Source organism: Deinococcus sp. (assembly GCF_030523985.1).
Lineage (GTDB): Bacteria > Deinococcota > Deinococci > Deinococcales > Deinococcaceae > Deinococcus.
On the sequence record NZ_JAUNHK010000164.1, the window covers coordinates 1 to 3,827 of the forward strand.

General features: G+C 57.6%; 3 protein-coding genes and 1 pseudogene. All 4 read left to right on the top strand.

Annotation, left to right across the window (positions count from 1 at the left end; genetic code table 11):
• Positions 1 to 221: pseudogene (locus Q4C89_RS14335) on the top strand (phenylacetate-CoA oxygenase subunit PaaJ); the annotation flags it as partial.
• 58 nt (positions 222 to 279) lie between these two features.
• Entirely contained in the window at positions 280 to 1,047 is a 768-nt protein-coding gene (locus Q4C89_RS14340) for a hypothetical protein (protein WP_303103304.1), read from the top strand.
• Complete coding sequence (gene paaZ, locus Q4C89_RS14345; protein WP_303103305.1) at positions 1,044 to 3,149, top strand: phenylacetic acid degradation bifunctional protein PaaZ; 2,106 nt, start codon at positions 1,044 to 1,046, stop codon at positions 3,147 to 3,149. The genes Q4C89_RS14340 and paaZ overlap by 4 nt, the downstream gene beginning before the upstream one ends.
• Positions 3,150 to 3,151: 2 nt before the next feature.
• Entirely contained in the window at positions 3,152 to 3,697 is a 546-nt protein-coding gene (locus Q4C89_RS14350; protein WP_303103306.1) for an orotate phosphoribosyltransferase, read from the top strand.
• The last annotated feature ends 130 nt before the right edge of the window (positions 3,698 to 3,827 follow it).

A 3,827-nucleotide genomic window follows, 5' to 3' on the forward strand; every position in this document is an offset into this window, starting at 1 on the left:
CGATTTTGCCCGACGCCCGCGAACGCCTGCGCCAGTACGGGATTGCGCCGCCTGCACCCGCTGGTGAGATGCTGCTGACGCTAGAGCCAGAACCGACCTGTTGCCCCCGCTGCGGCAGCCTGAACGTGAACCTGACCGCCTCTTTCGGTTCCACGCTGTGCAAGCGGCTGTATGTGTGCGGCAATTGCAAAGAGCCGTTTGAGGGATTTAAGAGCGTTTGAGTGGGTGAAACCTGAGGCTCCCAACCCCGCCCCAACCTGAGCCGAAGCGAGGAGAAGAATGAATCCTATTGCTAAGCGCATCGGTAATAACCTTGAAGAATTGATTTGTTTTGAATATGGAGAGCAAAATTCTGAAAAGATAGCAGAACTTAGAAGAAAAAACTTTGACTTTGCGCCAGTTAGGAAAGACGGCCAATTTATAGCGCTGGTCAAGATTCCGTATATCGATGAATCCAAAATATCCTACTCTGAATTGATGAATCTTCCTATAGTTGATTCAGATGAAGACATAAAAGTTCTGCTGGAAGCCTTAGAAAATTCTGAATTTTTGATTTTTAAGACAGAAGATGAATATTCCGGATTTTTCACCCTATCCGACACAAACACACACAGATTTAGGTCGGAATTTTATGGAATTTTAGCGGAAACAGAAATTGCTCTCGCTAAGGTCATATCAAATATGTACAACAACCCTTGGGACTGGATTTCTGGAATGGAAGAGAAGAACCAAGTGGGCATACTGGGAAATTGGGAAATAGCAAAACGAAAAGATTTGGAGATAAACCCGATAAATTACGCGACATTTTCTCAAATGCTGAACATAGTGGCCAAATCTAATGAATTTAGGCAGCACTTGGGAATTTCTTCTAAAAGAAATTTTGATGGCAATCACAGAAATTTGATCGAATTTAGAAATAAGATCATGCACCCAGTCAGGCAGTTAATTACAAGTAGAGAAGATATTAAAGTTTTGAGAGGAGATTACCTAAGACTACTGACACTACTTGATAAATTACAAACTTTCCAACAGGAGCCAACCCTATGACCAACTCCCCCAATCCCCAAATCCTCCGCCCCGCCTCCTACGTCTACGGGCAGTGGCACGTCAACCCCGAAGGCCAAACCCTGCTCGACGCCGTGTATGGTCGCCCCGTCGCCGTGATTTCCTCCGAGGGCGTGGACTTTGCCCAGGCGCTGGCCTACGGGCGCGAAAAGGGCGCGGCGATTCGCAAACTGACCTTCCACACGCGGGCGCGAATGCTACGGGCACTGGCGACCTACCTGATGGAGCGCAAAGAGGACTACTACGCCCTCAACGCGCTGACCGGGGCCACGCGGCGCGACGGCTGGGTGGACATTGAAGGCGGCATCGGCACACTGTTCGCGTACAGCAGCATGGCACGGCGCGAACTGCCCGACGAGCGCTTTTTGCCCGATGGCAAGGTGGAAACGCTGGGCAAAGGCGGCACCTTCATGGCCCGTCACCTTCTGGTGCCGCGTGAGGGCGTGGCGGTGCAGATCAACGCCTACAACTTTCCCATCTGGGGCATGCTGGAAAAATTTGCGCCGTCGTTCATCGCGGGGATGCCCAGCCTGGTGAAACCCGCGCCGCAGACCGCGTACCTGGCCGAGCGGATGGTGCGCGACATCGTGGCGTCGGGCATCTTGCCGGAAGGGGCGCTGCAACTGGTCACGGGTGAGCCAGGCGACCTGCTTGACCACCTGGAAGAACAGGACATGCTGGCCTTCACGGGGTCGGCGGCGACAGCCAACAAGCTGCGCGTACACCCCAACATCGTGGCCCGCGCCGTGCCCTTCAGCGTGGAGGCCGACAGCCTGAATGCCTCCGTGCTGGGCCTGAGCGTGAAGCCCGAAGACCCCGAATTTGCCCTGTTCGTGAAGGAAGTCGCCCGCGAGATGACGGGCAAGGCGGGCCAGAAATGCACCGCCATCCGCCGCCCGCTGGTGCCGCGTCACATGGTAGATGCTGTAGTGGACGCACTGAAAAAGGAGCTGGCGAAGGTGACGGTAGGCGACCCCGCCCGCGACGACGTGCGAATGGGCGCACTGGTCAGCGTGGAGCAGCGCCAGCGCGTGCGCGAGACGCTGGAAAAGCTCAAGCAGGACGCCGAAATCGTGATTGGTGGCGAGTCCGAGCTGCTGGGCGGCGACCGCGAGAAAGGCGCATTCCTTGACCCCACACTGCTTCTGTGCCGCGACCCGCTGACCGTGAAGGGGCCGCACGAACTGGAAGCCTTCGGGCCAGTGGCGACCCTGATGCCCTACGACACGCTGGACGACGCCATCAAACTGGCGAAAATGGGACGCGGAAGCCTGGCCGCCTCCGTCATCACGCATGACCGCAGCGAGGCTACCGAGTTGGTGCTGGGCATCGCCAGTACGCACGGGCGAGTGCTGGTGCTCAACCGTGACGACGCGAAGGAAAGCACGGGCCACGGTTCGCCGCTGCCTCAGCTCCTGCACGGTGGCCCTGGTCGGGCGGGTGGCGGCGCGGAACTGGCGGGCCTGGCGGGCGTCAAGCACCACATGAACAAGGTGGCGGTGCAGGCCGACCCCACCACCCTCGCCGCCATTACCCGCGAGCACGTCCCCGGCGCGGCGGTGCACGAGGACGTGGTTCACCCCTTCCGCAAGACCTTCGACCAGATTCAGGTCGGCGACAGCCTGCTGACCCACCGCCGCACCGTGACCGAGGCCGACATCGTGAACTTTGCTGCGCTCACGGGTGACCATTTTTATGCCCATGTGGACGACATTGGCGCGAAAGAAGGGATTTTTGGCAAGCGGGTGGCGCACGGCTATTTCCTGATTTCCGCCGCCGCTGGGCAATTTGTTTCGCCCGCGCCTGGGCCGGTGCTGGCAAACTACGGGCTGGAAAACCTGCGCTTTGTGGAGCCTGTGGGCATCGGCGACACCATCCGCACCCGCCTGACCTGCAAGCGCAAGATTCGCAAGGACCTGCGCCCCGGCGAGACGCGCCCGACGGGGGTCGTAGAATGGCACGCCGAAATCCGTAATCAGGACGAGGTGCTGGTAGCGACCTACGACATCCTGACGCTGGTGGAACGCGGGCGGGATGAGTTTGATCCGGTGGAGGATGCAGGAAGGGAAGGAGGGAAGGCGTAAGCATGGAATTACTTCAGCTTCTGGAGGAATGCGGCGGTATTCGGCGCGGCCTGACACACTTCCGCAACGGTCTTTACAGCAACGGCTGGATTGAGAAGGGAAGTGTGTTCAGGCACCCAGCACTACTTGACATGGTGGCCCAGGAGCAGGCGAAAGCCATAGCTCAGGCCTTTCCAGGAGCGACTTTGGTGGTCGGTGCGCCTGCGTGCGGGGCGGTACTGGCCTCTTTTGTTGCGCGGCACCTGGGTAAAGCGGTGGCTTATCTGTCTTTGCACCCTGAACCTGTCTGGCACCGCATGAATATCCCCGCGATACCAGAAAAGGTCGTCTACGTGGACGATTTAATTTGTACGGGCACAGATGCCCGCGCTGCACTGGCTTTTCTGAGGGGCCAGGGGCACGAGATTCTGGGTGTTTCAGCGTGGATCAGTCGTGCCGGAATGCAAGGTGAAAAGCTGATGACGCTCGCCCAGGCCCCCTTTCGCAACTTCGCCAGAGAAGATTTACCTGCCGCAGCTAAGATTCTCTTTGAAGATGTACGGGAGTAGGCGGATATGTTCGGGCAGGGGGGCATCTTTCGGAGTGCCTCCCCAATTCGGGCGCATGTCAGATTTCTGATCATTAAATGAAATTGGGATTAAGATTCTCTGGGCGAACCGCTTTCATGTGAGGCATGAG

Excerpts from the sequence above, each read along its gene's own strand:
- Q4C89_RS14340 (WP_303103304.1), top strand. The coding sequence starts at position 280 with ATGAATCCTATTGCTAAGCGCATCGGTAATAACCTTGAAGAATTGATT.
- Q4C89_RS14350 (WP_303103306.1), top strand. The coding sequence starts at position 3,152 with ATGGAATTACTTCAGCTTCTGGAGGAATGCGGCGGTATTCGGCGCGGC.
- paaZ (WP_303103305.1), top strand. The coding sequence starts at position 1,044 with ATGACCAACTCCCCCAATCCCCAAATCCTCCGCCCCGCCTCCTACGTC.